This window comes from Streptomyces sp. NPDC029292 (genome assembly GCF_055569295.1).
Window position 1 is genome coordinate 160,202 of record NZ_JBVHXR010000021.1, and the last position, 23,864, is coordinate 184,065.

Sequence of the window (23,864 nt, forward strand, 5' to 3'; positions counted from 1 at the left end):
AACGACCGTCCGTTGACGAGGGGTTGACCACAAAAGACGCTCACTGGTTCAGTGGATCAGCCACTCATCCACTTGCCGAGGGGGAACCGTGGAGGCACTGCCCCGCGAGACCATCGTGGACGTTCTGGAGGACCGGCTGCGTTCGGACATCCTCAACGGCCGTCACCCGGCGGGCAGTTACCTGCCCCCGGAGCGGCAACTCGCCGACGGCTACGGAGTCACCCGCACCACGCTCAAGCACGCCTTCGGTCGACTCGTCCAGGCGGGCCTGCTCGAAACCCGGCACGGCGTCGGTACCCGGGTGCGCGACTACGCACGCCTGGGCGGCGCGGATCTGCTGCCCATGCTCGTGCGCCACGACGCGAAATGGGTCCACGAGATCTTCGAAGTACGGTGCAGCGTCGGTGCGTTGATCGCCGAGCGCGCCGCGACGAGAGCCACGCGCAGGCAGCACGGCGAGCTCCGCGCGCTTCTGAAAGCCGTACGGGAGGCCGAGAGCGCCGACGCGGTGCAGCTGGCCGATGTCGAGGTGCACCGGGCCCTCGCGCGGGCCACCGGCAACCGCGTCTACGTCCTGCTGACGAACACGCTGTTCAACGCCTACCTGCCCGTCCGCTCCCTGCTCAAGGGCCCCTTCACCGACCCGGCGGCGGCGTACGAACGGCTGGCACCGGTGGTGGAAGCGGTGACGGCCGGTGACGCCCGACAGGCGCACGCGGCAGCCGACGCCTACCTGCGGGCCACCGAGCGCGCCATGCTGGACGGCCTCGCGTGAGGGGCACCGCGTTCACCGAGACGATGCTCGGGACGGTCCGGCTCGACGCCGAGACGCGGGTGCGCCGCATACGCCTCGACCTGCGCGCCGACGCCGACGAGGTACTGCGCCCGCACCGGACGACCCAGGCGCGTCTGAGCGGCCGGGTGCGGATCACCGGATGCGCCGACGACCCTTGTGCCACAGGTGAGTTGGAGGTGTCGCCGGTTGCCCGGCGGCGGATCCGCTATCAGCTGGCGTTCACCGCCGACGGGCGCCGCCTCACGCTGGACGGCTGGAAGTCCGTGACCCCGCGCCGCCCGGTCGCGTCGATGACCGTCCTGCCGTTCACGCTGTACGACGGCGACGCGCGCGTGGGTGAAGGAGTCCTGCGCTTCCCCCTGGCGACCGGCCTCGCCCCGTTCCTCCTCAGCTTCCGCTTCCCACGGCGCGAGAGCCCTGCCGAGCACTGCGCGCCGCGCTGGAACGGCACACCGGGCCGCACCGAGGTCTGGTACACCACGCTGACCGACCCGGAGAGCGGCACGGGCATCTGGCTGCACCACGAAATGACCGCGCCCGCCGACGGCTCCGAGCCGGTGGCCCACGGATGGGTCGCGGCATTTCCCCGCAAGGGCGAGGTGCGGCACGCCCGCTTCGGGCCCGCCCCCTGGACCCGGCCCGCGGACGGGTTCGCGGGAGACAAGGTCACGGCCACGCCCGGACGACTGACCGGCAGCGCCGGCGATTTCAGCTGGGACCTCGCCGAACAGCCCACGGGGCCACCGCTGTTCACCTTCCCGCGCTGGTCCTGGCGTCGCCCGCTGCTGCCCGCCGCCCAGATGCTCCCGGCCGCGCGGGCCACGTACGAGGGCGCATTCTCCTACGGCGAGCACACCTTGACCCTGCACGGCGCACCCGGCGCATCGGCCCGCATCTACGGGCACGGCAACGCCCACCGGTGGACATGGCTCCACGCGGAGCTGGGGGACGGCGACGTACTGGAGATCGTTGCGGCGGTGTCCACCCGGCCGGGCCTGCGGCGGCTGCCTCCGCTGGTCTTCCTGCGCCTGCGCCGCCGCGGCCGGACCTGGCCGCGGCGGGCGGAGCGGTCCGCGATCGGCTGGCTGGGTGTCGGACGCTTCCGGGCCGAGTTCGGCCTGCCCGAGTGGACCGTGACCGGCCGGACGGCGCTGCGCCGCATCCGCGTCGAGGTCCGCCAGCCCGCCGACCGCACCCTCACCCTGGAATACCGCGACCCGGACGGTGCTCGCGCGGTGTGCCGCAACAGTGAGTCCGCCGATGCCCGCATCGTGCTGGAGCGCTGGTGGGGCCGCTGGCGCTCGGAGGCCTCCTGGGCCCTGGACGGCACCGCGCACGCCGAGGCGGGCGACCGGTGACCGCCGAAGGGCTCGTCGCCGCGCTGCTTGCCGACACGGGCGACGAGGACTGGCCCGCCCGCGTGCCGAACCGACTCGACACGGTGCTCGCCGCGCTGCCCGGGCCCGCCCGAGCCGGGATACACGCCGCGGTCGCGGCCCTGGAGACGTACGCCGTCCTGCGCACCGGCAGACGCCTGGCCGCACTCGATCCCGACGAACGCGAGGGCGTACTCGGCTCGGTGGCCGAACGCCCCCGGCTCGTCCCGCTGCTCGACGTCCTCAAGGTGCCTGTGATGCTGGCGGCGGGCACCGAGAGGATGCCGGTCCCGCCGGTTGCCGTGACGGCACCCGAGGACCCGCCCCTCGACTGCACACCGGCGCAGGAGTGGCCGGCACGTTCCACCGCCGACGTGGTGGTCGTCGGGTCCGGCGCGGGCGGTGCCGTGGCCGCCCGGACGCTGGCGCGCGCCGGACTGAGCGTCGTCGTCCTGGAAGAAGGCGAACACCACTCGACGGCTTCCTTCGGACGCCGGGCGCCGCTCGAACGTTTCGCCGAGCTGTACCGGGACGGCGGCGGCACGGTGGCCCTGGGCAACCCGCCGCTCCTGCTGCCCGTGGGACGGGTCGTCGGCGGCACCACCGTGGTCAACTCCGGTACCTGCTACCGGACTCCGGATCATGCGCTGGCCCGGTGGAGCACTGAGTACGGGTTCGCGCTCGCCGAGCACCTCGGGCCCCGGCTCGACGAGATCGAACGCACCCTGCGCGTGGCCACCCAGCCGCTCGACGTCCTGGGCGACAACGGCCTGCTCGCACTCGCCGGTGCCGAGCGGCTCGGCTGGCGGGCCGGACCGCTGCGCCGCAACGCGCCCGGCTGCAAGGGTTCGTGCCAGTGCGTGGTGGGCTGCCCCACCGGGGCCAAACAGAGTGTGCAGCTGTCCGTCCTGCCCGACGCGTGCGCCGCGGGGGCCCGGATCGTCACGGGCGCGCGCGTACGCCGGATCCTGCTGGACCACGACCGTCCGGGACCGCCGCGCGCCGCCGGCGTACAGGCGCGGCGGCCGGACGGCAGCGAACTGGAGATCCTCAGCCCGCTCGTCGTGACGGCGGCCGGGGCACTGCAGACACCGCCTCTGCTGCGCCGCTCGGGACTGGGCGGACATCCGCGCCTGGGCCGCAACCTGAGCGTGCACCCGGCCACCAGCGTCGCGGGACGTTTCGCCGAACCGGTCACCTCGTGGCGAGGCGTGCTGCAGAGCGTCGGAATCGAGGAACTGCACGGGCGCGGGGTACTCATCGAGGCGACCGCGAGCCCGCCCGGCTTGGGAAGTTTCGTCCTGCCCGGCCTGGGACGCGAGCTGCGGCGTGAGCTGGAGGACGTGGAACACCTGGCGACCCTCGGCGCCATGATCGCCGACCGCCCCTCGGGCCGGGTCATCGGCCGGGACCGTACTCTCGTCCGCTACGACCTGGACCGCCGCGACGGCGACCGGCTGATGACGGCCGTACGAGCCATGGGACGCCTGCTCTTCGCGGCGGGCGCCGAGGAGGTCCTCACCGGCGTCCCGAACGCACCGCACGCCCGCTCGCTCGACGAACTGGACATGCTGCTCAGGGGAGTTGGGCCACGGAACCTGCACCTCTCGGCGTTCCACCCGACCGGCACGGCCGCCGCGGGCGCCGATCCCCAGCGGGCCCCGACCGACCCCGAGGGCCTGCTGCGCGGCGTCCACGGAGTCCTCGTCGCGGACGGCTCGGTCCTGCCGAGCTGTCCGGAGGTCAATCCGCAGCTGAGCATCATGGCGGTGGCCCTGGCGATCTCGGAGCACTGGCTCGCACGTGAGGGCGGCCCGGCCGCCCCCTGAGTCACTCCGATGGGCCGTCGCCGTTCGCGGACCCCGAGCCCGGCACGGAACATGAGGGAGTCCCGTACGGCAGGAAGAGGACGAGCCCTCATGAGCAGACGCATTCCCGACAACCACGGCCGATCGAGTCGGTCACGCCGGATCGCCGTCCTCCTGGCCGCCACGCTCGCGTGCGGCTCCGTGCTCGTCTCGTGCAGCACGGACAGCGGCAACAGCGGCGGTTCCTCGGTCACCCCGCGCGCCACCGCGCCGAACGAGTCCAACTTCACCGGCACGCCGCCGTCCGCCCTGTCCTCGGCCGCGTCCTCGATCATCGGCTCCGCGCGCGCCTCGGCGTCGGCGGCGGCCTCGTCCGCGTCCGCCGCCGCGTCGGCGTTCGAGGCGTCGGTCTCGGCCGACACGGCGCGTGCCTCCGCAGCCGCGGAGAAGGAGCTGAAGGACGTGAAGGGCAGCGGCAACGCGATGTCCGACGTCGCCATGACCGGCCTGCCCAGGGCAGAGACCGGCGGGCTGCTCGCCGTGCTCGTCACCATCACCAACAAGACCGACAAGAAGGCGTCGTACGCCGTGCAGATCGACTTCAAGGATTCCGACGGCAAGGTCGTGGAGACCAGGTTCGTCGGAGCGGAGAACCTCGCCCCGGGGGCGCGGGCCCAGCCCATCGCCATCAGCAGGCAGCCGGCCGAACCCGTACTGACCCCCCGGCTGGCCAAGGCACAGCGCTACTGACCCCTTCGTCGGCCCGCGCGCCCGTGACTCAGCCGCGCGCCCGCGCCCCGGGCGCCGATTCGAACCGTTGCGGGGCGGAGCCGTCCGTCGCCGGATCGGATGCCCGAGGGCGAGTCGTCCGATTGGCCACGGCTGCCGCATCCAGCCGACTGGACGCGGGGCAGATCAACCGACGTGACGACGTACTGCACCGCGTCCACCAGTGTGAGCGTGGGCGTGGCCGGCCGGTCAACTTCGTCGCCGTGGACCACGCGACGATCGGGGACACCCGGGGCGCGGTGGACCCGCTCAACGCCGAGCGCGTTCAGGGCCGTTGACCGACGTCAGGCCTCCGGCTCACGCACCAGGTGCACCGCCGTGCTGGACCAGTCGCCCGGCGGCAGGTCGATGTGGAGCCCGTACTCGCCGAGCACGGTGGCGTGGTGCACGGTGCCGGTGCGGGCGTCGCGGTAGCGGGCCGCGGGGGTCAGGCCGCGTGGGCGGACCGGCAGCTGCGGGGCGCCGTGGCGGGAGACGCGCCGCCACGCGAGCAGCAGGGTCTCCGAGGCGTCCGCGGCGGTGTACTGCACCACACAGACCGCGTCCTCGGACGGCGGAGACAGGCGGTCCAGCCTGCCGTGCTGCACAAGAGGGCGGACCTTCTTGTACTCGGCCACCAGGGCGGCGCCTTCGCGGAGTTCCTCCTCCGACCAGCGGGTGAGGTCACCCCCGATGCCCAGGGCTCCGGCCATCGCCACATGGAAACGGAAGCGGAGCGGAACCGTACGGCCGGTGAGCTGGTTCGGCACGTCCGTCACCCACGAACCCATCGTGCGCGCCGGGTAGACCTGGCCGAAGCCGTGCTGGATCCACATCCGGTCGGCGGCATCGGTGTTGTCCGACGCCCAGGCCTGGTCCGTACGGGACAGGATGCCCAGGTCGACCCGGCCGCCACCGCCACTGCACGACTCGATCCGCAGCGTCGGATGGTCCGCGCGGAGGCGGTCGATGACCTCGTAGAGATTGCGTATGTACTGGACTCCGACGCGATCGGCGCCGTCCTGCTGTCCGGGCCATCCGGCCTCGCTGAACGCCCGGTTCATGTCCCACTTGAGGAAGTCGATGCCGTGGTCGCCGACCAGCCGGGTCAGCCAGTCGTAGGCCCAGTCGGCGACGTCGCGGCGGGCGAAGTTGAGGACGAGCTGGTTGCGCAGCTCGGAGCGGGGGCGGTCGGGGAAGTGCAGGACCCAGTCCGGGTGCCGGCGGTAGAGGTCGCTGTCCGGATTCACCATCTCGGGCTCCACCCACAGGCCGAAGCCCATCCCGAGCCGGTGCACCGCCCGGACCAGCGGTGCCAGCCCTTCCGGGAAGCGGTCGGGGGTGGGCGTCCAGTCGCCGAGTCCGGCCCGGTCGCTGCGCCGCGCCCCGAACCAGCCGTCGTCCACGACGTACAGCTCGACCCCCAGCTCCGCCGCCCGTTCGGCGAGCGCCTTCTGGCCGACCTCGTCGACGTCGAAGCCGGTGGCCTCCCAGGAGTTGTAGAGCACCGGTGCGACCTCGTCCGGATGGGGCAGGACATGGGCCTGGGTGTACGTGTGCCAGGCGCGACTGGCCGCGCCGAATCCGCCGTCGGTGCACAGGCCCACGAACGGGGGAGTGGCGAACTCCTCGCCCGGCGCGAGCGGCACGGTCGTACCGTCGTGGCCCGCGCCTCCGGTGAATCCGGCCCGCCCGTCCGGAGTGCGCTGCGCGGTGATCCGCCAACTCCCGCTCCACGCGAGCGCGGCGCTCCAGACTCTGCCGTGGTCCTCCGTCGCCTCGCCCCCGTCCAGCATCACCCAGGGGTTCGCGTGATGGCTGGTGATCCCACGTCGACTCGTCAACATGGTCTCGCCGTACGGGAGTTGATGTCGGCGCAGTTGGCTCTCGGCGGACCACTGTCCGGTGACGTGGCCGAGTCGGTAGTCCCGTAGCGGGGGCAGGGTCCACGCGGCCGAGTCGGCGCGCAGCAGTGTGACGGGCTCGTCGCCGGTGTTGCGGATGACGGTCCAGCGCTCGATCACGTCCGTGTCGTCCCGTACCCGGTAGTGGAGCGCCACATGCAGGGGGTAGCGGCGGTCACGGAAGGCCAGCTCCAGCTCACCCCCGTCGACACGATGGCCCGTCGGCTGCCACTCGAAGGCGCGGGAGCCGTCCGCGAACCGCACTTGCAGGGACGGCGGTCCGTAGCGCGTTCCGCCGTCGACGGGAAGTTCCTCCCCGACCGGGGGTCTTCCCTCGAAGCTGCTGGTCGCCGGGGCCCGGGGCGCGGCGAGTTCCCCGGCTTCCGCAAGTGTCAGACGGGGGCCCCACGCGAGATGGCAGGGCGCCCCGGTCTCGTCGACTCTCAGCGCGTACGACGTATGCGGTGTGGCCAGCAGCCAGACCCCGGTGTCCGGGGCGAAGGAGATCATCGACAGGGTTCCTCACGTTGCGGTGGTGCCACGAGACACTCGAAAGCCAACCGTGACCTTCGATCACATGTCAACACTTCATGGGTGTCTGGCATTTGCAGGTCATAGGTCGATCAAAGAAGGTCCTCAAGATAATCCTGCTTCTTTCATTGACAGCAGAAAATAAGGGACTTAGGTTCCGGCCATGCGCTCGACCTCTCGTACCGAGGCGTTCCCGGCCCACACGCCGGCCGCTTCTCAGATCTTCACCACCGTGCTGTCGCACGGCCCGCTCACCCGGTCGGAGATAGCCGGACGGACGCGGCTGTCGGCGGCGGCGGTCACCAAGGCGGTCCGGCCTCTGATCGAGGCCGGTTACCTCATCGAGGACATCGACGAGGACGCGCGGCAGCCGTCTCTCGGGCGGCCCGCGAACCCGGTGCGGGTCGACGGCGGGAGGGCGCTGTTCATCGGCGTCAAGATGACGGGTGACGAACTGATCGCGGTGCTGACGGACTTGTGCTGCCGCATCAGGGTCGCCCGGCATGTGCCCCTCACGACCCATGACCCCAAGGCGGTGCTGGCCTCGACCGCGGCGCTCGTCCAGGAGCTGCTGACCGAGGCCGACGGTTTCGGAGTGCAGGTCCAGGGTCTGGGCATCGCGGTGTCCGGCGATGTGGACCGTGCCGCCGGGGCGGTGCGCTACTCGCCCTTCCTGGAGTGGCGCGACGTTCCGCTCGCCGAACTGGCCGCAATGACAACGGGGTTGCCCGTCACGGTCGACAACGACGTCCGGGCGCTGACCGTCGCCGAGCAGTGGTTCGGCGCCGGAGTGGGGCTCTCCGACTTCGCGGTGGTGACCGTCGGCGCGGGCATCGGCTGTGGTCTCGTGGTGCACGGGCAGGTCGTGTCGGGGGCGCACGGCGTCGCCGGCGAGATCGGGCACGTCGCCATCGACCCGGCCGGCCCCCTCTGCCACTGCGGCAACCGCGGCTGCGTCGAGGCGATCGCCGCGGATTCCGCGATCGTCGGCAGAATCCGCGAGGTGACCGGCGTACAAGTGGCCGACGCGGCGCAGGCCTTGGACCTGGCCCATGACGGCGACCCCGGAGCACGGGAGGTGTACGCACGGGCGGGCGAGGCGATCGGCCGCGGTATCGCGACCGTGGCCAACCTGCTCGGCCCCGAGCGGGTGATCATCTCCGGCGAGGGCCTGGCCGCCTACGACCTGTTCGCCGAACAGATCCGCGACGCGTTCGCCGCGGCCGCCTTCGGATCGGCCGCGCGGTGCGACGTACAGACCCGCCCGCTGCCCTTCGAGGAGTGGGCGCGCGGGGCCGCGGCCACCGCGATCCAGTCCTTCATCAGATCAGACACGTACTAGCACGCACGAGGAGTAACGATGACGCAGCAGAGCCGCAATCACCTGGCTGCGCGGGGCCCCGGTCGGCGCAGAGTGGTCGGTGGGCTGTTCGGACTCGGCGCGGCCGCGCTGGGGGCGCCCGTCCTGAGCGCCTGTGGCGGGGGAGCGGGCGCCGACCCGAAGACGGTGACCTTCGGATCCAACGGCGCCGACGCCACGCCCAAGAAGGCCTACGCCGCCGTGACCGACGCGTTCGCCAAGGACAGCGGGCTGAAGGTGAAGACGAACACCGTCGACCACGACACCTTCCAGAAGAGCATCTCCACCTATCTGCAGGGCACCCCGGACGACGTCTTCACCTGGTTCGCGGGCTACCGCATGCAGTACTTCGCCAAGAAGCAGCTCTGCAGCCCCCTCGACGACGTGTGGGACAAGATCGGCGCCGGCTTCAGCGACGCCACCAAGCAGCTCTCGCGCGGCGAGGACGGCAAGTACTACTTCGTGCCGCTGTACAACTACCCGTGGGCCGTCTTCTACCGAAAGAGTCTGTTCAAGGAGCGCGGCTACCAAGTCCCGCAGAAGTGGAGCGAGTTCATCGCGCTCGCCAAGCGCATGAAGAAGGACGGCCTCGCCCCGATCGCCTCCGGATACGGCGGCGGTGACAGCTGGAGCATCCTCGGCGCCTTCGACTACCTCAACCTCCGCGCCAACGGCTACGACTTCCACATGTCCCTGATGCGCGGCAAGGTCTCCTGGACCGACAAGCGCACCCTCGCGATCCTCGACCTGTGGCGTGAGCTGACCCCTTACTACCAGCCGAGCGCGGGCGGCCGCTCCTGGCAGGACGCCGCCCAGTCCCTGCTCGACAAGAAGTCCGGCATGGCCGTCATCGGCCTCTTCCTCGGCCAGCAGATCACCGACGAGAAGATACGCGCCGACATCGACTTCTTCCCCTTCCCCGAGATCGACGCCACCCACGGCCAGGACGCCGTCGAGGCCCCCACCGACGGCTTCATGCTGAGCCGCAGGCCCAAGAACGAGGACGGCGCCAAGAAGTTCCTGGAGTTCCTCGGCGGCGCCCACACCGAAGAGCTGTACATGGGCGTCGACCCGAGCAACCTCGCCGTCAACGAGCAGGCCGACACCGGCTCGTACAACGCACTCCAGAAGAAATCAGCCGAACTCATCGCCTCCGCCCAGCACATCAGCCAGTTCGCGGACCGCGACAGTGACCCCGGCTTCATCTCCACCGTCGTCCTGCCCGGCCTGACCGAGTGGCTCAGCCATCCCGACGACGGCTCGGGGACGCTGAAGAAGATCGAGTCCCAGCGGTCGCGTTTCTTCACGGCCTGATCCAGACCGGAAAGGTCGCCCCACCGTGTCCACCGCGCCCGTCACGCCCGAACGCCCCCGCCCCCGACTCGGCCACCGCTCCCGCCCCCGCCGCCTAGGCCCCGGCGACCGGCTCTTCCTCACCGTCATCATCGGCATCCCGCTCGCCGCTCTGCTCTTCTTCGTCTGGCTGCCCGCACTGGCCTCCCTGGGGCTGTCCTTCACCACCTGGGACGGCATCGACCTCGCCGACATCCACTGGATCGGCCTGGACAACTACAAGGAGATCTTCACCAACTACCCGCCGTTCTGGCCCGCGGTGCGGCACAACGTGATCTGGCTGCTGTTCACGGCCCTGCTGCCCACGCCGTTCGGCATCTTCCTCGCCTACCAGCTCGACCGGAAGATCCGCTTCACCAGGATCTACCAGACCGCGATCTTCCTGCCGATGGTGCTCTCGCTGGCCGTCGTGGGCTTCATCTGGGAGATCATCTACAACCCCGACACCGGACTCCTCAACGGCATCCTGAGCGCCGCCGGATCCAGCCACCACATCGACTGGCTCGGCAACCCGGACCTGAACCTGTGGGCCGTCCTGGTCGCCTCCAGCTGGCGGCACACCGGCTACATCATGATCCTCTACCTGGCAGGCCTGAAAGGCTTCGACCCGGCCCTCAAGGAAGCCGCAGCGCTCGACGGAGCCAACGGGCGCCAGACCTTCATGCGGGTGGTCTTCCCGGCCCTGAAACCGGTCAACGTCATCATCCTGGTCATCACGGTCATGGAGTCCCTGCGGTCCTTCGACGTCGTCTACGTCCTCGGCGGCGGCGTCGGAAGCAAGCCCGGCATGGAACTCCTGTCGCTCCTCATCACCGACAACATCATCGGCGAGTCCAGTCACATCGGTTACGCGTCCGCCCTCGCGGTCGTCCTGCTCGTGGTCTCCCTTGCCGCCATCGGGACCTTCCTCGTCCAGAACTTCCGCAAGGAGGACCAGTGACCACGACCGTGTCCCGTCCGGCCTCCCGACTGCGGACCCGTCGGGAGCCGCAGAAGCCGAGGACCTCACCGGGGCCGCGGCGCCAGACAGGCCGTCATCTGATGCTGGGCGGCATCGCCCTGCTGTGGCTCGTCCCGCTGCTGTGGGCCATGTACACCTCGCTGCGGCCCTACTCGGACACCGCGAAGCACGGGTACCTCTCCTGGCCCCACAGCCTCAGCTTCGGCAACTTCAGCGACGCCTGGAACCAGTCCGGGATGCCGCACTTCTTCTGGAACTCCGTCCTCATCACCGTGCCGTCGGTCCTGTGCACCCTCCTGTTCTCGGCGGCCGTCGCCTTCTTCGTCTCCCGCTTCGACTTCCGCTGGAACATCGTCCTGCTGATGCTCTTCACCGCGGGCAACCTGCTCCCGGCGCAGGTCCTCATCACCCCCCTGTACCGCCTTTACCTCCTCATCCCGCTGCCGCAGTGGATGAGCGACTCGCTCCTCCTCTACAACTCGGCCTGGGGCATCATCGCGATCCACATCGCCTACCAGTCCGGGTTCTGCACCTTCGTCCTCAGCAACTACATGAAGACGATCCCCAAGGAGATCTCCGAGGCCGCGCTCGTCGACGGCGCCCCCGTCTGGCGTCAGTTCTTCCAGATCATCCTGCCGCTGTGCCGCCCCGCCTTCGCGGCCCTCGCGACCCTCGAATCGATCTGGATCTACAACGACTTCTTCTGGCCGCTCGCGCTGATCGAGTCCGGCGACAAGCGCCCCATCACCTCCGCCCTGGCCAACCTCCAGGGTGCGTACTTCACCAACCCCAACCTCATCGCGGCCGGTGCGCTCATGACCGCGATCCCCACGCTGCTGGTGTACTTCGCGCTCCAGCGCCAGTTCATCAGCGGACTCACCATCGGCTCGGGCAAGGGCTGAGCCGCCGGAACGCCGGGGCGCGAGCCGCCCCCGCCTTCACCGCCCCCGCTGACACCGTCCCTGGAGGTCCGACCCATGCGGTCATCCTCGTACTCCGTCATGCCCATCCGCGCGCTGAGAGCCGTGCTGGTCCTCGCCCTCACCGGTGTCGCGACGACCGTCCCGGCCGCCCAGGCCGACACCACTTCCACTCAGGTGGACACCGCCGCCGCACCGATCGCCGCCAAGCCGTACATGGGCTGGTCGAGCTGGAGCATGCAGTCGTCGAAATACCCGGGCCTCAACCCGGACGGCGACTACAGCTACCTCACCGAGGCGAACGTCCTGAAACAGACGGACGCCCTCGCCTCCAAGCTGAAGCAGTACGGCTACGACCATGTGAACATCGATGCCGGCTGGTGGATGGACAAGAACTGGAAGTCGGGGTTCGACCAGTACGGTCGGCAGACGCCCGACCCGGTCCGTTTCCCCAACGGCATGAAGTCGGTCGCCGACCACATCCACTCCAAGGGCCTCAAGGCCGGCATCTACCTGCCCGTCGGGCTGGAGAAGGGGGCGTACGGCGACGGCAAGGTGCCCATCTGGAATGCCCCCGGCTGCACCACCGCCGACATCGTCTACCCGGACCTGCGCACCACCAACGGCTGGGACAGCGCCTACAAACTGGACTTCGACAACTCCTGTGCGCAGAAGTACATCGACTCCCAGGCGCAGATGTTCGCCGACTGGGGCTACGACTTCCTCAAGCTGGACGGTGTGGGCCCGGGCTCGTTCAAGTCCGGTGACAACTACAACAACGTCGCCGACGTGGCCGCCTGGCAGAAGGCCATCGCCGCCGCCGGGCGCCCGATCCACCTCGAACTCTCCTGGTCGCTCGACATCGGCCACGCCGCCGACTGGAAGCAGTACTCCAACGGCTGGCGCATCGACACCGACGTCGAGTGCTACTGCAACACCCTTGTCAGCTGGGAGAATTCGGTCAACGACCGCTGGGACGACGCCCCGGCGTGGAGCCGCAAGGCGGGCCCGGGCGGCTGGAACGACCTCGACGGCATCGACGTCGGCAACGGGGAGATGGACGGCCTCACCAAGGCCGAGCGGCAGAGCTACATGACCCTGTGGGCCATCAATAAGTCGCCCCTGTTCACCGGTGACGACATCACCAAGCTGGACAGCTACGGGGTTTCCCTGCTGACCAACAAGGAAGTCATCGCCGTCGACCAGAACGACTCACCCGTCGCGCGCCCGGTCACCCCGGTCGGCGACCAGCAGGTCTGGGGCACCAAGAACGCCGACGGCAGTTACACCGTCGCCCTGTTCAATCTCGGCGACTCCCCGGCCTCCGTCACCGCGAACTGGGCCTCCTTCGGTTTCACCGGCAACGCCTCCGTGCGCGACCTGTGGAACAAGGCGAACCTCGGGACCTACAAGAACAAGATCACCGAGGCGCTGCCCGCCCACGGCTCGCGGCTGTTCACCGTCAATCCCGGCGGCAGCACGCTGACGACCACGAGCTACGAGGCCGAGGCCGCGGCCAACACCCTGTCGGGCAACGCCTCCGTCGCCGGCTGCGACGCCTGCTCCGGCGGCAAGAAGGTCGGCAACCTCTACACCGGCGGCAAGCTGCGGTTCAACGACATCACGGTGAAGAAGGACGGGATCTACACCGTCAAGGTCGCCTACGTCAGCGGCGACGCCCGCTCGGTGACCGTCTCTTCCAACAGCGGCAACGGCGCCAGCCAGAAGTTCCCCTCCACGGGTGACTGGAGCACGGCCGAGACCGTCAGCGTCCAGCTGGCCCTGAAGGCGGGCTCCAACACCATCACCTTCGACAGCGGCAGCGGATACGCACCCGACATCGACAGGATCGTCGTCCCGCAATCCGTCTGACCTCTCTCAGCCCGTCCGACCCGCTCCCGCGGGGCCCGGTGTCACGACCCGGGCCCCGCGAGGACCGGCCCAACGCCGACGGCCCGCAGTCGTCGTTTCTGCACGAGCCGTTCCTTCACGAGCCGTCCCTGCACGAGCCGTTCCCCGGATTTGGAGTGCACCACAGTGGACATCCAGCACACCGAACCACGTGACGACAGACCCAACCGCAGAGGTTTCCTCGCTCTCGCCGCCGCTGCCGGCGCGGCCACCGCACTGGGCGGTCTGCCCGCCTTCACCGCCTCGGCGGCCCCCCTGCGCCCCACCGAGTCGCCGATGCTGTCCGCGGCCGACGCCGCGAAGAACCAGCTGTGGTGGCAGGCTCCCGGCTCCTCCAACTCGATGATCGAGCAGGGGCTGCCGGTCGGGAACGGGCGCCTCGGGGCGCTCGCGAGCAACGACCCCTCCAATGAACTTCTGATGATCACCGACGCCACTCTGTGGACCGGAGGTCTCAACGACAAGCTGCAGAGCGACGGCCAATTCCCCTACGGCCGCGACGACTTCGGCTCCCTGACCCTGCTCGCCAAGCTCACCGTCGCCATCCCGGACCACGACCTGGCCAACGTCAACAACTACCGCCGCACCCTCGACCTGGCCCAGGGCCTGGTCAGCACCTGGTACGACATCTCCGGCGTGACGTACCGGCGGCAGATCTTCGCCAGCCGCCCCGACGACGCCATCGTCCTGTACTTCTCCCAGCAGGGCGGCGGCTCCTACACCGGCACCGTCTCCCTCGCCGGCACCCACGGCGAGTCCACCACCGCCAACAGCGCGGGCCGGTACGCGTCGTTCGGCGCCTCCTTCGCCAACGGCCTGAAGTACGGCGCCGCCGTCACCGCCTACAGCAGCACCGGCAGGGTCCGCGTCGACGGTACGTCGATCTCCTTCAGCGGCTGCAACGACCTCACCGTCGTCGTCAGCGGTGGTACCAACTACGCGCCCGACGCGGCCGCGAAGTTCCGCGACCCGTCCGTGGACCCGCAGCGTCTCGCCAGGACCAAGGTCCTGGGCGCGGCCGGCCACTCGGCGGGCACGCTGCTGCACACGCATGTCGCGGACTTCCGCGCCGTGTTCGGACAGCTGGACATCAACCTCGGCACGTCGTCCGCCGCGCAGCGCGAACTGGACACCTGGGCGCGGGTGCAGGCGCGCCACCGGGACGACGTCCCCGACCCGGAACTGGAGGCCGCCTACCTGCAGTTCGGCCGCTATCTGATGATCTCCGGATCGCGGGGCAGCCTGCCGATGGGCCTCCAGGGCCCGTGGCTGGACGGCAACGACCCGGACTGGATGGCCGACTACCACACCGACATCAACATCCAGATGAACTACTGGATGGCCGACCGCGCGGGCCTGTCCGACTGCTTCGACGCCTTCACGGACTACTGCCTCGCGCAGCTGCCCGACTGGACGGACGTCACCCAGCGGCTGTTCAACGACTCCACCAACAGATACCGCAACTCCAGCGGCAAGATCGCCGGCTGGACCGTGGCCATCTCCACCAACCCCTACGGCGGAGGCGGCTGGTGGTGGCACCCGGCCGGCAACGCCTGGCTCTGCCAGAGCCTGTTCGAGCACTACGAGTACACCCAGGACCGCGCCTACCTCAAGAAGGTCTACCCCCTCCTCAAGGGCGCCGTGGAGTTCTGGGAGGCCCGGCTGATCACCACGACCGTCACCGACGCGTCCGGGGCCTCGCGCGAGGTCCTGATCGCCGACAGCGACTGGTCGCCCGAGCAGGGCCCGCTGGACGCCAAGGGCATCACCTACGCCCAGGAACTGGTGTGGAACCTCTTCGGCAATTTCCACACGGCGACCGAGGCGCTCGCCAAGGACGCCGCCTACCGCAAGACCATCGACGGTCTGCGCGAGCGCCTGTACCTGCCCGTGGTCAGCCCCAAGACCGGCTGGCTGGAGGAGTGGATGTCGCCCGACAACCTCGGCGAGACCACGCACCGGCACCTCTCCCCGCTCTTCGGCCTCTTCCCCGGCGACCGGATCCGTCCGGACGACTCCACCCCGAAGGACATCCTCGACGGCGCGACGGCCCTCCTCACCGCGCGCGGCATGAACAGTTTCGGCTGGGCCAACGCCTGGCGCAGCCTGTGCTGGGCGAGGCTGAAGAACGCGGAGAAGGCGTACCAGCTGGTCGTGAACAACCTGAAGCCGTCGGCCAACGGCAGCAACGGCACCGCGTTCAACCTCTTCGACATCTACGAGGTGGCACAGGGCCACGGCATCTTCCAGATCGAAGCCAACTTCGGCACCCCGGCCGCGATCGTCGAGATGCTGGTCTACTCGCGTCCGGGGCACATCGAGCTGCTGCCCGCGCTGCCCGTCGCCTGGGCGGCCTCCGGCTCGGCGTCCGGCGTGGGCGTCCGCGGAGGCTTTGTCGCCGACCTCAGCTGGAGGAACGGCAAAGTCACCCTGGCGACGCTGAAGAGCGTCGGCGGCAGCGGCGCGACCGTCGTCGTCAACGGCGCCTCGCGGAAGATCAGCCTCAAGCCCGGTGAGTCCGTCACGCTGCGGAACCTCGGATGAGGGCCGCCCGGTACCGGCGCCGCGCGGTGGGTGTCGTCTCCGCACTGGTCCTGGCGGTCTGCGGACCCCTGGCCGCCTCGTCGGTGGCACAGGCGCAGTCCCCAGCGCAGGCGCAGCCGCTGTCGCAGGCCCCGACGGGCACGGTGGCGACCCCGGCCGCCGCGAAGGGCAAGCACTCCGTCGTCACGTGGGGCGCCAGTGCCGACCGGCAGGGTGCCGGGCCCGCAGACCGCAGCTACCGGTTGATCGTGCGTACCAGCGTCGGCGGCACGAACATGCGTATCCGGCTGTCCAACGCCTTCGGCGACCACCCGGTGACCTTCGCGAGCGCGTACGCCGGGCTGCAGAAGCAGGGTGCGGCGCTGGTCCACGGCTCGAACCGCCCCCTGTCCTTCGGCGGAGCGGCGTCCGTCACCGTCCCGGCCGGCGAGACCGTGCTGAGCGATCCGCTGCCCGGGAAGCTGGCCGCCCAGAGCAATCTCGTCATCAGCCTGTACGTGACGGGAGCCCAGGGACCGACGACGGGGCACGGCATGGCCATGCAGACCAACTACGCGACCGCGGGCAACCACGCCGCCGAGGAGGGCGCGGTCAACTGGACCGATCCGATGGGCTCCTGGTACTGGCTCGACGCCGTCGACGTGGAGACGTCCACGGCGGTCAGCTCGATCGTGACCCTCGGCGACTCCATCACCGACGGATGGGCCTCGACCACGGACGAGAACCGCCGCTGGCCCGACTATCTCTCCCGGCGGCTCCAGGCCGCGTCCGGCATCACCGTGAAGGGAGTGGCGAACGAGGGCATCTCGGGCAACAAGGTGCTCGCGGACGGCGCCGGGGAGGCCGCGCTGAACAGGCTGCAGCGTGATGTGCTCTCCCAGCCCGGGGTCAGCACGGTGTTCCTGTTCGAAGGCATCAACGACATCAAGGCCCACTCCGGCGTCACGGTGGACGACATGATCGCCGGCTATCAGCAGATCATCGACCGGGCGCACGCGGCGGGCAAGTGTGTCGTCGGCGCGACCGTCATGCCGTTCAAGGGCTGGTACGAGTACGACGCCGCCTCCGAGGCCGTGCGCCAGGGCGTCAACGACTGGATCAGGAACAGCGGCGCGCTCGACGCCGTGACGGATTTCGACAAGATCACGCGCAGTCCGTACGACCCGCAACTGATCCTGCCGTTCTTCGACGGCGGCGATCACCTGCACCCCAACGACAAGGGAATGCAGGCGATGGCCGACGCGGTGGACCTCGGGAGCCTGACCTCGTGCTGAGGGCAGGCTCCGTGCGGCCCGGTCAGGGGTACGAGACCACCGTGGACGGCACGGTGGAGGTGCCCGAGGTCGGCGACCCCGTGTCGTTGATGACGCGTTCGTACTGCCCCTGGCCGCCCAGTGAGACGACCAGCAGGTCGTGGAACTTCACGCCCGGTGTGTTCGGCGCCGCGAATCCGTGGTGCTGGACGATCGTCGGATCGACGTTGTAGTAGCAGTAGCTGCCCAGGCCCCATCCTTCGTGCGTGGTCACGGAGTCGCCGACCTTGTAGGCGGCGTACCCCTTGATGGCACCGTTCTGGATGGCGGCCTGGTTCGGCGCGTCGTACGCCTTTTCGTTCTGGAAGAAGATGGTGCGGCCGCGCTGGCCGTACCACTGGACGTCGTACTTGTTGAAGTGCTCGACGAACAGACCCGTCGCCAGGACGTCGTCGCCGTTGACGCGGATGCCGTAGTCGGCCCGGTTGGTCTCCCAGCCGACGCCGGTGCCATGGTCGGCGCGCCAGACCCAGGTGTGGTCGATGATCGTGTGGCGGCTGTTGATCACCATGCTCGTGGTGGCCTTGCCGGCGCCCGCGCCGCCGATGCGGATGAAGACGTCCTGCACGGTGGTCGGGTTGGCGGAGTGGTCCGCCGAAGCCCCGGAGGGCCCGACCTCGAGCAGGGTGGACGAGTTGACGGGACCGGCGTCGATGAGGAATCCGGCCAGCCGGACGCCGTCCACGTCGGCCGTCCTGAGCGCGGTGACGCCGTTGTCCGGGATCAGAGTGGCGTATCCGAGGCCCAGGACGACGGTGCCCGCGCGGTTGACCTGGATCGGCTGGTCGAGGTGGTAGATCCCGGGCGTCAGGAGCAGGTGAAGGCCCTGAGCGAGTGCGGCGTTCAGGGTGGCGGCGGTGACACCCGGCTGGGCCACGTAGAACTGCGTCAACGCCAGCGACGAGCCGCGCGGCGTGCCGTTGCCCCAGGTGGTGCCGCGCCCGTTGGTGCGCAGCTCGGGCAGGAAGACCCGGTACTCGCTGCCGCTCAAGTAGAGGAACGGCTTCTCCCGGGACACTGGCGTGGTGTCGAGCGTGGTGTAGGGCGGGTTCGGGAAGGACTGCGCGGGTGCGCCCTGGACGCCCGAGAAGACCATGTTCCAGACGGCGTTGACCCAGCCGCCCACCGAGCTGTCGCGGGTGTACCACTGCTGCTGCGAATACGGACCGACCGAGCCGTCGATGCGGCTGTCGGCGATGTAGCCGCCGCTGGCCCAGCCGTAGCCGGTGGGGGAGAGGTTGAGACCGCCCTTGACATGCATGCGCCGGAAGGGGGCGGCCTGTGCGACCGCCCACCGGTTGGTGCCGTTGACCGGGCTCAGCGCGAGGTTCTCCGCCGAACGCCAGAAGTTCTGCGTGGCGTTGCCGTTGAACCAGCCCGCGTCGACAGTCACATCACCGTTGATCGTCGTGTCGTCCGGGGACAGGCCGAGGCCCGCGATCGAGGTGTAGAAGCCGAGCTGGGCATTGAGCCCGTTGTAGGTGCCCGGCTTGAACAGCAGCGCGAAGCGGCCCGTGCCGAACTGGGCCGACTCCTGCTGTCTGAACACCTCGTCCAGCTTGGCCTGGATGCCGGAGGTCGAGGGGTCGAAGACGATGACGTTCGGGCCGAGATCGCCGCCGCCGGGCAGGGCGCGCGGCTGCTGGACGGGTGCTGCGGAGGCCGGTGAGGACAGGCCGAGCAGACCGGGCGCGGTGGCCGCCGCGGCCATCGCTCCGAGAACGGACCGCCGGGCCAGTGGGGAGCGGCCGGAGTCCGAGGCAGGTGTGGGGGCAGGGGGCATGGGGGCGACTCTCCTGGTTCAGGAAGTGAACGATGGAAGGTGCGGGGAGCGCTCTCTTGCCGATGCATGCTTCATCCGTGTGAACGACGCGTCAAGAGTTGCGACCGGAGTCGCGCATGTTGTTGCCTCGTGAGCGGCCAACTGGCGTTTGGTGTGCGGTAGTTCAGCAGTATTTGGGCTTCACTCGGACTGTGTGGCGGTGGAGCGGTTGAGTTCAAGAGGTGCTCGAAACAAGGAAAGTGACCGTCAGTCACGATGCTGTGGAGCACTGGGGTCACGGGCCCCACGACCCCACGGCCCGCGGCGCGGTGCTGCTCGGGCTCCTGGTGCGTGACTGCGGGGACCGCGTCGAGGCCGAAAGCTGGCTCCGCCGGTCGGCCGAGGCCGGCAACCCTGTCGCCGCCGACAACCTCAAGGTTCTCCAGGCTCACCGGAAACGACGTCGGTGGCGCCGCCGCTGAGGACTGGGGCACCTCGTGACGAGGGGCGCGCTGACGGTGCACGTCGAAGCCGTGGACAAGGAGAACCTGCGGCGTCTCCAAGATCTCGTCGCCGGGCATGTGGAGAGGTTCGGCAGGCGCGAGGGGCTGGCGGCGACGTGGCAGGGGCTCGAAGCCGCGACGCAATCGCCCGGCGAAGCCGCCGGCGTGGTTCCGGCGCCGCGAGGGGGAGTCGTAGGAAACCGTCGGCACGGCACGACGACAGCCCTTGTGGCGGCCGGTGTGCTGGCCCTCGCGGTACACCTCGGGCTGGGCTCGGTCCTGTTGGCGAACTGGCACTGGACGGGCTGGGCCGTGGGCGTCGTCCTGGTGAAGGTCACCGTCCTGACCGGCGTGGGCCGCTTCGGCATACGTCGGCGCAAGGAATCTCAGGCCCACTGGCGCCTACGCCGACTTGGGCGCCCTACTGCTCCATGGCTCCCTGGCGGACCGGATACCGCTCGTCGAAACGACGCAGTTTCCACAGTGCGACGGCACCGATCCAGGTGATCAGGAAGGTGACCACGATGACGATGCCGATCGTGTTGAGGTCGATGCCGGTGAGCCACGACCAGGGCCGTCGATCGGCGGCGCCGAGCCGGTCCGCCAGCAGGGAGACCAGCTCCACCGTGCCGACCACGAACGCCACGAAGATCGACAGTCCTGTCATGGTGAGGTTGTAGTAGATCTTGCGTACGGGGTTGGAGAACGACCACTCGTATGCCTTCGCCATGAAGACGCCGTCGGTGGTGTCCATCAGGCTCATGCCGGCGGCGAAGATCAGCGGCAGCGCGATGATGGCGAGCGGTGGCAGCGTGCCGTCCGCGGCCGAGCCCGCCGCGAGGCCCAGCGCGCAGTAGCGGGTGCGGGCCATCTGTTCAGGGGTTCGGTGCGGTGGCGGGGGTCGGATTGTCGATGCCGAGGGCCTGCGCCTTCGCCCCGGGGGTGAGGGCAAAGGCGTGACCGGAGATCGCAAAAGAGGGCGAATGCGGATGTACCGGGATGTTGCCCTTACGATCAGTCGCATGCCGCAGGAACCAGTCGGCCGCGCGGTGCCGCGCAAGCCGGCCCGCGCTCTCCTCGTGGGCCTGGCTCTGTTACTCATGGCCCATGTCGTGGCGTGTGCCGCGCACGCGGCCGAGAGTCACATGCACCCCGCGGCGGCCGCGTCCTCGACGCATGCGGAGTCGCATGCCGAATCCGGCGCCGACGTGCCGCGGTTGGTCACCCACCTGTCGCACTGCTCGGCGAACGGCGAAGCCGACCAACACCCGGGACACGGCGCCACCTGCTGTGACCCGGCCGACTGGACCGCGAACCTGCGCGCGCCGACCGGGGCCCTGCTCCTGGCCTTGTCGCTGCTCACGCTTCTCGTGTTCCGCCGCCGCGGGGAGGGCCCGGCGACGTCCCGCGGACCACCGGGGCGAGGAGAAACCGTCGGCGCACGGTCCCCCGGCGGTCCCCAACTGCTGCGACTCGTCTGCGTCAGCCGTACCTGACGTTGCCCGCCCGGCATGCCCGCCGGGTGTTCCGGCACACCTTCCCGTACGGCACAGACACGCGGCCTCGTCAGGGGCCGCGGAAGGACCACGACATGAGCACAGCCCTGCGCCGGATCTCCTCGCGCGACCTCTCCTCCTTCCTCGCGGCACATGAACTCCCCGACCCGGTCGGCGCACCACACCGGTCGCCCGCCGGCATGGTCGGCAACACCCCCGTCCTATGGATCGGCGAGCCCTTCAACCCCCCGGGACGCGGATTCTGGGCCAAGCTCGAAAGCGCCAACCCCGGAGGGATCAAGGACCGCCCGGCGCTGCACATGGTCTCCGCGGCGCGTGAGCGCGGCGACCTCGCGCCGGGCGCCCCGATCATCGAGTCCACCAGCGGCACCCTCGGCCTCGGCCTGGCGCTGGCCGGGATCACCTACAGCCACCCGGTCACGCTGGTCACCGACCCCGGGCTGGAGCCACTGATGGTGCACCAGCTCCGCACCCTCGGCGCGCACCTGGACGTCGTCACCGAGCCCCACCCGGTGGGAGGCTGGCAGGAGGCCCGCAGACAACGGGTCGGCGAACTGCTCGCCCGTACGCCTTCGGCCTGGTGCCCCGACCAGTACAACAACCCCGACAACGCCGCCGCCTACGCCTCGCTCGCCCTCGAACTCACCGTCCAGCTCGGGCGGATCGACGTCCTCGTGGCTGCCGTCGGCACCGGCGGACACTCGGCGGGCATCGCCCGCACCCTGCGCGCCTTCCATCCGGACCTCAAACTCGTCGGCGTCGACTCGGTGAACTCGACCGCCTTCGGCCAGCCCGCGGGCCCGCGCCTGATGCGTGGCCTCGGCAGCAGCATCCATCCGGGCAACGTCGACCATGCCGCCTTCGCCGAGGTCCACTGGGTCGCCCCCGGCGAGGCGGTGTGGACCTGCCGCGAGCTGGCCCGCGGCCACTACGCCAGTGGCGGATGGAGTGTCGGCGCGGTCGCGCTGGTGGCGAACTGGCTGGCCCGTACGGAGCCTGCGCGCACGCGTATCGCGGCGATCTTCCCCGACGGGGTGCACCGCTACTGGAACACGGTCTACAGCGACGACTACTGCCGGACCCATGACCTCCTCCGCCGCTTCCCGGCCGCCGAGCCGGACGAGATCACGCACCCGGGCGAGCGCACGGTCGGGCGCTGGACCCGTTGCGCCGGCGTCACCGCACCCGTCCAGGCGGACGGGGCGGCGCGATGACGTCACTGGCCGAACAGTTCCGTTCGTTCAGCGGATGCGTCCGGCTGTTGATGGTCCAGCAGTTCACCATCAACACCGCCTTCTACATGCTGATGCCCTATCTCGCCGTTCATCTCGCGGACGGGCTGGGCATGGCCGCCTGGGCGGTCGGCCTGGTGCTGGGGGTACGCAACTTCACCCAGCAGGGGATGTTCCTGGTCGGTGGCACGCTCGCCGACCGGGTCGGCTACAAGCCCATGATCATGGCCGGATGTGTGCTCCGTACCGTCGGATTCGGACTGCTCGGATGCGTCGACTCGCTGTCGGCTCTCGTCGCGGCATCGGCGGCGACAGGGTTCGCCGGAGCCCTGTTCAACCCGGCGGTCCGCGCCTGCCTCGCGCAGGAGGCCGGGGAGCGGAGAGTGGAAGCGTTCGCGACGTTCAACGTCTTCTATCAAGCCGGGATGTTCGTCGGTCCGCTGATCGGACTCGCCTTGCTGGCCGCCGACTTCGGACTGGTCTGCTCCGTTGCGGCCGTACTGTTCCTCGCCCTGACGGTCATTCAGTTCCGCATGCTGCCCGACAGCAAGGGCACCCGGCCGGATGAACCCGGGGGAGTCCTGGCCGACTGGCGCACCGTCGTCCGCAACCGGCCCTTCCTGTTCTTCTCCGCCGCCATGATCGGCTCGTACGTCCTGTCCTTCCAGATCTACCTCGCGCTGCCGCTGCAGGCGCGCCGTGTGGCACCGGACAGTGGCGACGCGCTGACCACGGCCCTGTTCGCGGTCTCCGCCGCGGTGGCCGTGGCCGGGCAGGTGAAGATCACGGCGTGGGCCCGGGCGCGCTGGACCTCGCGGCGCGCCATCATCCACGGCATCGCGCTCATGGGCGGAGCCTTCCTGCCGATGCTCTCCGGCACCGAGACGGTGCGCGGAGATGCCGATGTCCTCGGCTGGTTGACGGCTCTCGCGCCCCTGTTCGCAACGGTCACCTTGCTCGGGCTGGGCACGGCGGTGGTCTACCCGTTCGAGATGGACATCGTCGTCTCGCTCGCGGGCGGGCGTCTGGTCGCCACCCACTACGGTCTGTACAACACCGTCTCCGGCCTCGGCATCACTCTGGGGAACCTGGCCACGGGCGCTGTCTGGGACGCCGCCGACCGCATGGGGCATCCGGAGCTGACATGGTGGGCGCTCGCAGCGACCGGAGCACTGTGTGCCGGGTGCGTCGGCCTGCTGGCGCGCTCGGGCCGCCTGACGGCTCGGCCCGCGCCGGAACCCACCGCGCCGGAACCCGCCCAGGTGGCCGCACCGAGATGATCGCCGCACCTGCGACACCGCTGCT

20 protein-coding genes are annotated in these 23,864 nt (G+C 69.9%); 17 read left to right on the plus strand and 3 right to left on the minus strand.

Annotation, left to right across the window (positions count from 1 at the left end; all coding sequences use genetic code 11):
* Nucleotides 1–88 precede the first annotated feature (88 nt).
* The 5 genes from ACZ4WS_RS37060 (at nucleotide 89) to ACZ4WS_RS37080 (ending at nucleotide 5,047) form a co-directional block, all read left to right on the plus strand.
* Nucleotides 89–775 carry a FadR/GntR family transcriptional regulator gene (locus ACZ4WS_RS37060; RefSeq protein ID WP_467987313.1) on the plus strand — a complete coding sequence of 229 codons (687 nt, stop codon included), beginning with the start codon at nucleotides 89–91 and terminating at the stop codon, nucleotides 773–775.
* Nucleotides 772–2,154, plus strand: coding sequence for a hypothetical protein (locus ACZ4WS_RS37065; RefSeq protein WP_467987314.1), 1,383 nt, complete (start codon nucleotides 772–774; stop codon nucleotides 2,152–2,154). Before ACZ4WS_RS37060 ends, ACZ4WS_RS37065 begins: the two co-directional genes overlap by 4 nt.
* The gene (locus ACZ4WS_RS37070) at nucleotides 2,151–4,001 is read left to right on the plus strand and encodes a GMC family oxidoreductase (protein WP_467987316.1); all 1,851 of its coding nucleotides are present in this window, start codon (nucleotides 2,151–2,153) and stop codon (nucleotides 3,999–4,001) included. The genes ACZ4WS_RS37065 and ACZ4WS_RS37070 overlap by 4 nt, the downstream gene beginning before the upstream one ends.
* Before the next feature lie 90 nt (nucleotides 4,002–4,091).
* Nucleotides 4,092–4,730 (plus strand): hypothetical protein, encoded by a 639-nt coding sequence (locus tag ACZ4WS_RS37075; RefSeq protein WP_467987317.1) that lies wholly within the window; start codon nucleotides 4,092–4,094, stop codon nucleotides 4,728–4,730.
* Nucleotides 4,731–4,852: 122 nt separating this feature from the next.
* Nucleotides 4,853–5,047 carry a hypothetical protein gene (locus tag ACZ4WS_RS37080; RefSeq protein ID WP_467987318.1) on the plus strand — a complete coding sequence of 65 codons (195 nt, stop codon included), beginning with the start codon at nucleotides 4,853–4,855 and terminating at the stop codon, nucleotides 5,045–5,047.
* 6 nt (nucleotides 5,048–5,053) lie between these two features.
* Here the strand turns inward: ACZ4WS_RS37080 and ACZ4WS_RS37085 are convergent, their stop codons facing one another.
* Nucleotides 5,054–7,162, minus strand: coding sequence for an alpha-galactosidase (locus tag ACZ4WS_RS37085; RefSeq protein WP_467987319.1), 2,109 nt, complete (start codon nucleotides 7,160–7,162; stop codon nucleotides 5,054–5,056).
* Between the two features lie 184 nt (nucleotides 7,163–7,346).
* Here ACZ4WS_RS37085 and ACZ4WS_RS37090 point away from each other — a divergent pair, with 184 nt between their 5' ends.
* From ACZ4WS_RS37090 to ACZ4WS_RS37120, 7 genes are all read left to right on the plus strand, one after another.
* The gene (locus ACZ4WS_RS37090) at nucleotides 7,347–8,525 is read left to right on the plus strand and encodes an ROK family protein (RefSeq protein ID WP_467987320.1); all 1,179 of its coding nucleotides are present in this window, start codon (nucleotides 7,347–7,349) and stop codon (nucleotides 8,523–8,525) included.
* 18 nt (nucleotides 8,526–8,543) lie between these two features.
* Complete coding sequence (locus ACZ4WS_RS37095; protein ID WP_467987321.1) at nucleotides 8,544–9,857, plus strand: ABC transporter substrate-binding protein; 1,314 nt, start codon at nucleotides 8,544–8,546, stop codon at nucleotides 9,855–9,857.
* A gap of 25 nt (nucleotides 9,858–9,882) precedes the next feature.
* On the plus strand, nucleotides 9,883–10,836 hold the full coding sequence (locus tag ACZ4WS_RS37100) for a carbohydrate ABC transporter permease (RefSeq protein ID WP_467987322.1): 954 nt from the start codon (nucleotides 9,883–9,885) through the stop codon (nucleotides 10,834–10,836).
* Nucleotides 10,833–11,759, plus strand: a complete 927-nt coding sequence (locus ACZ4WS_RS37105; RefSeq protein ID WP_467987323.1) for a carbohydrate ABC transporter permease — start codon at nucleotides 10,833–10,835, stop codon at nucleotides 11,757–11,759. The genes ACZ4WS_RS37100 and ACZ4WS_RS37105 overlap by 4 nt, the downstream gene beginning before the upstream one ends.
* A 75-nt stretch (nucleotides 11,760–11,834) precedes the next feature.
* On the plus strand, nucleotides 11,835–13,649 hold the full coding sequence (locus ACZ4WS_RS37110; protein ID WP_467987324.1) for an alpha-galactosidase D: 1,815 nt from the start codon (nucleotides 11,835–11,837) through the stop codon (nucleotides 13,647–13,649).
* 165 nt (nucleotides 13,650–13,814) lie between these two features.
* Complete coding sequence (locus tag ACZ4WS_RS37115; protein ID WP_467987325.1) at nucleotides 13,815–16,232, plus strand: glycosyl hydrolase family 95 catalytic domain-containing protein; 2,418 nt, start codon at nucleotides 13,815–13,817, stop codon at nucleotides 16,230–16,232.
* Nucleotides 16,229–17,506, plus strand: a complete 1,278-nt coding sequence (locus ACZ4WS_RS37120; RefSeq protein WP_467987326.1) for an SGNH/GDSL hydrolase family protein — start codon at nucleotides 16,229–16,231, stop codon at nucleotides 17,504–17,506. Before ACZ4WS_RS37115 ends, ACZ4WS_RS37120 begins: the two co-directional genes overlap by 4 nt.
* Before the next feature lie 22 nt (nucleotides 17,507–17,528).
* Here ACZ4WS_RS37120 and ACZ4WS_RS37125 read toward each other — a convergent pair whose 3' ends face one another.
* Nucleotides 17,529–19,328 (minus strand): coagulation factor 5/8 type domain-containing protein, encoded by a 1,800-nt coding sequence (locus ACZ4WS_RS37125; protein WP_467987327.1) that lies wholly within the window; start codon nucleotides 19,326–19,328, stop codon nucleotides 17,529–17,531.
* Between the two features lie 239 nt (nucleotides 19,329–19,567).
* On the opposite strand from ACZ4WS_RS37125, the gene ACZ4WS_RS37130 reads away from it, so the two are divergent.
* On the plus strand, nucleotides 19,568–19,789 hold the full coding sequence (locus tag ACZ4WS_RS37130) for a hypothetical protein (protein WP_467987328.1): 222 nt from the start codon (nucleotides 19,568–19,570) through the stop codon (nucleotides 19,787–19,789).
* Nucleotides 19,790–19,804: 15 nt separating this feature from the next.
* Nucleotides 19,805–20,317, plus strand: a complete 513-nt coding sequence (locus ACZ4WS_RS37135) for a DUF2218 domain-containing protein (RefSeq protein WP_467987330.1) — start codon at nucleotides 19,805–19,807, stop codon at nucleotides 20,315–20,317.
* Here ACZ4WS_RS37135 and ACZ4WS_RS37140 read toward each other — a convergent pair.
* On the minus strand, nucleotides 20,232–20,681 hold the full coding sequence (locus ACZ4WS_RS37140; protein WP_467987331.1) for a HoxN/HupN/NixA family nickel/cobalt transporter: 450 nt from the start codon (nucleotides 20,679–20,681) through the stop codon (nucleotides 20,232–20,234). The genes ACZ4WS_RS37135 and ACZ4WS_RS37140 overlap by 86 nt on opposite strands.
* Nucleotides 20,682–20,832: 151 nt before the next feature.
* Between ACZ4WS_RS37140 and ACZ4WS_RS37145 the strand changes: the two genes are divergently transcribed.
* The 3 genes from ACZ4WS_RS37145 to ACZ4WS_RS37155 all read left to right on the plus strand — a co-directional run bounded on the left by ACZ4WS_RS37145 (nucleotide 20,833) and on the right by ACZ4WS_RS37155 (nucleotide 23,839).
* Nucleotides 20,833–21,306 (plus strand): hypothetical protein, encoded by a 474-nt coding sequence (locus ACZ4WS_RS37145; RefSeq protein WP_467987332.1) that lies wholly within the window; start codon nucleotides 20,833–20,835, stop codon nucleotides 21,304–21,306.
* A gap of 95 nt (nucleotides 21,307–21,401) precedes the next feature.
* Entirely contained in the window at nucleotides 21,402–22,541 is a 1,140-nt protein-coding gene (locus ACZ4WS_RS37150; protein ID WP_467987333.1) for a PLP-dependent cysteine synthase family protein, read from the plus strand.
* Entirely contained in the window at nucleotides 22,538–23,839 is a 1,302-nt protein-coding gene (locus ACZ4WS_RS37155) for an MFS transporter (protein WP_467987334.1), read from the plus strand. The genes ACZ4WS_RS37150 and ACZ4WS_RS37155 overlap by 4 nt, the downstream gene beginning before the upstream one ends.
* The last annotated feature ends 25 nt before the right edge of the window (nucleotides 23,840–23,864 follow it).